Raw genomic sequence first — 2,492 nt, 5'->3', positions numbered from 1 at the left:
CGGTGCGGCCGCCCACCCGCCGCACGCGGTCCCCTCGTTGTCACGCGCGGCAACACGGCAGGATGGCCGGGATGACCACCATGCGCAACGCGCCCGAACCTTCCGCCGATCTCTACGACGTGCTCCAGCGCCGCCGCGACGTGCGCAACGAGTTCACCGGGGAGCCGATTCCGGACGAGGTGCTGCACCGGGTGCTGACCGCCGCGCACAGCGCGCCGAGCGTCGGGCTCACGCAGCCGTGGGACTTCGTGCTGGTCCGCGACGACGCCACCCGCCGCGACTTCCGGGAGCACGTGCTGGCCGAGCGCAGCGTGTTCGCCGCCGAGCTCAGCGGAGAGCGCGCCGAGACGTTCTCCAAGATCAAGGTCGAGGGGATCGTGGAATCCAGCCTCGGCATCGCGGTCACCTACGACCCCGCCCGCGGCGCTCCCGACGTGCTGGGCAGGCACGCCATCGCCGACGCGGGCCTGTACTCGGTGTGCCTGGCCATCCAGAACCTGTGGCTGGCCGCGACGGCCGAGGGCATGGGCGTGGGCTGGGTCAGCTTCTACCGCGAGGAGTTCCTGCGCAGGCTGCTGGACATCCCCGGCGGCGTGCGGCCGGTGGCCTGGCTCTGCGTCGGCCCGGTGCGCGACCTGGCCGAAACGCCTGACCTGGAACGACACGGCTGGCGGCAGCGGTCGCCGCTGGAAGATGTGGTTCATCACGACAAGTACCGCCGGGAACGCTGCCGGTAGCCTGAGTCGGGAACGCGAGCGGCGGGGACCCCGCCGCGGATGAATGCGATCCTCGGAGCAGCCGTGCGGCAGGACGATCCAGTGATGGCCGGGCACCTCCCGGCGCAGGATCGCCACGTCCGGCTGCTGGTGGAAGCGGGCAAGCTGCACGCCGCCGACGTCGCGTTCGACGAGCTCACCGCGGCCGGGCTGAACCTGGTCGGCGAGCAGTGGAACCGCGCGACGGTGCTGGTGCATCGGGCGTGGCTGGCGTGGCGGCTCAGCCGCATCCCGCAGGCGCTGGAGCTGGCCGCGGAGGGCTGGACGGAGCTGGACACCGACCGGCCGGCGGATCAGCCGACCGCGCAGACCGTGAGCATCCTCGGCTACCTGCTGGAGAGCATCGGGCACCGCGAGTCGGCGATGGACCTGATGTCGCTAGCGGTGCAGATCGCCCGCAAGGCGGGCGGCGGCGAGACGCTGGCGCACTGCCTGGTGCGGGAAGCGCACGCGCTGCTGTTCCGCGCGTTCGCCCGCGAAGTGGACGTGCACGAGCACTACCGCACCGCCCGCGACCTCTTCGACGAGGCTTTGCTGCTGGTGGACGAAGGTCCGACGCAGCGCATGGCGCTCGGCGGCGGTGCGCAGAGCATGGCCGGTCTCGGGCAGCCGCGGCAGGCGGAGCGGCTGGCGCAGGAGGCGCTGGTGCTGTCCCGGGACGCCGAGGACTGGTTCGCGGCCGCGGTGGCGAACTGGGTGCTGTCCACCATCCGCCGGGTGGACGGCGAGCTGGACGACGCGCGCACGTTCGCCAGCCGCGCGCTCGACGGCGCGGAGACCCTCGGCGACACCATGATGATGATGCGGTTCTCGCTGGACCTGGCCAAGATCTGCGATCTGCTCGGAGACCCGGTCGGCGAGGCCGCGGCGCTGCGGCGCACGGTGCGCGCCAGCAGTACCGCGGTGGAGACCTTGCAGGAAGGGCTCGGGCAGGCGCTGGAGCAGCGGCGGGTCGCGGTGCAGGCACAGCGGATGGCCACCGCCGCGCAGGAGGCCGCGGTGCGGGATCCGCTGACCGGCCTGGTCAACCGCCTCGGCCTGCAACGGCGGGCGCCCGCGCTGCTGGAGGCGACCGCCGCGCAGGGCCGGGTTCCGTGGCTGGTGCTGCTGGACGTGGACTGGTTCAAGAACGTCAACGACCTCGCCGGGCACGCCGTCGGTGACGCGGCCTTGCAGGAGGTCGCGCACTTGCTGCGGCGGGAGTGCCGCGAACAGGACCTCATCTGCCGGTGGGCCGGCGACGAATTCGTCGTGCTGCTGGTGGACGAGTCGGAGGATTCGCGCAGCGCAGGGCCGGTGGTCGCGGAACGGATCCGGGCCGCGGTGGACGAGCACGACTGGCGGCTGGTGGTGGGCCGCACCCGGAAACCACCGACGGTGAGCATCGGCGTCGCGGGCGGACCGGCCAAGCTGGACCACCTGTTCGCGGCCGCGGACATCGCGCTGTACCGGGCGAAGCGCGCGGGCCGGAACCGGGTGGAGATCGACCGCACCGGACCGGAGCGGGACCGGCCGCAGATCAGCTGATTAGGATCGGCGGTCATGCCCGTGACCGACGCCCGGCCGCTGCCCGGTACGGCGATGCGCGATCAACTGGGACAATTCCGGCCGGAGAGCCGGAGAGCCGGAGAGCCGGAGAGCCGGAGAGCCGGAGAGCCGGAGAGCCGGAGAGCCGGAGAGCCGGAGAGCCGGAGAGCCGGAGAGCCGGAGAGCCGG

The 2,492-nt window shown here is 72.7% G+C and carries 2 protein-coding genes; both read left to right on the top strand.

Annotated features, from left to right (window positions below; translation table 11 throughout):
- The first annotated feature begins 71 nt into the window (after positions 1–71).
- Positions 72–737, top strand: a complete 666-nt coding sequence (gene bluB, locus IJH84_RS08090; RefSeq protein ID WP_200069110.1) for a 5,6-dimethylbenzimidazole synthase — start codon at positions 72–74, stop codon at positions 735–737.
- 84 nt (positions 738–821) lie between these two features.
- The gene (locus IJH84_RS08085; RefSeq protein WP_295142217.1) at positions 822–2,303 is read left to right on the top strand and encodes a diguanylate cyclase; all 1,482 of its coding nucleotides are present in this window, start codon (positions 822–824) and stop codon (positions 2,301–2,303) included.
- The last annotated feature ends 189 nt before the right edge of the window (positions 2,304–2,492 follow it).

The organism is Saccharopolyspora sp., from assembly GCF_017434145.1.
Classification (GTDB): Bacteria; Actinomycetota; Actinomycetes; order Mycobacteriales; family Pseudonocardiaceae; genus Saccharopolyspora_C; species Saccharopolyspora_C galaxeae.
This window is presented reverse-complemented; position numbering and strand designations above follow the sequence as displayed.

Excerpts from the sequence above, each read along its gene's own strand:
- IJH84_RS08085 (WP_295142217.1), top strand. The coding sequence starts at position 822 with ATGGCCGGGCACCTCCCGGCGCAGGATCGCCACGTCCGGCTGCTGGTG.
- bluB (WP_200069110.1), top strand. The coding sequence starts at position 72 with ATGACCACCATGCGCAACGCGCCCGAACCTTCCGCCGATCTCTACGAC.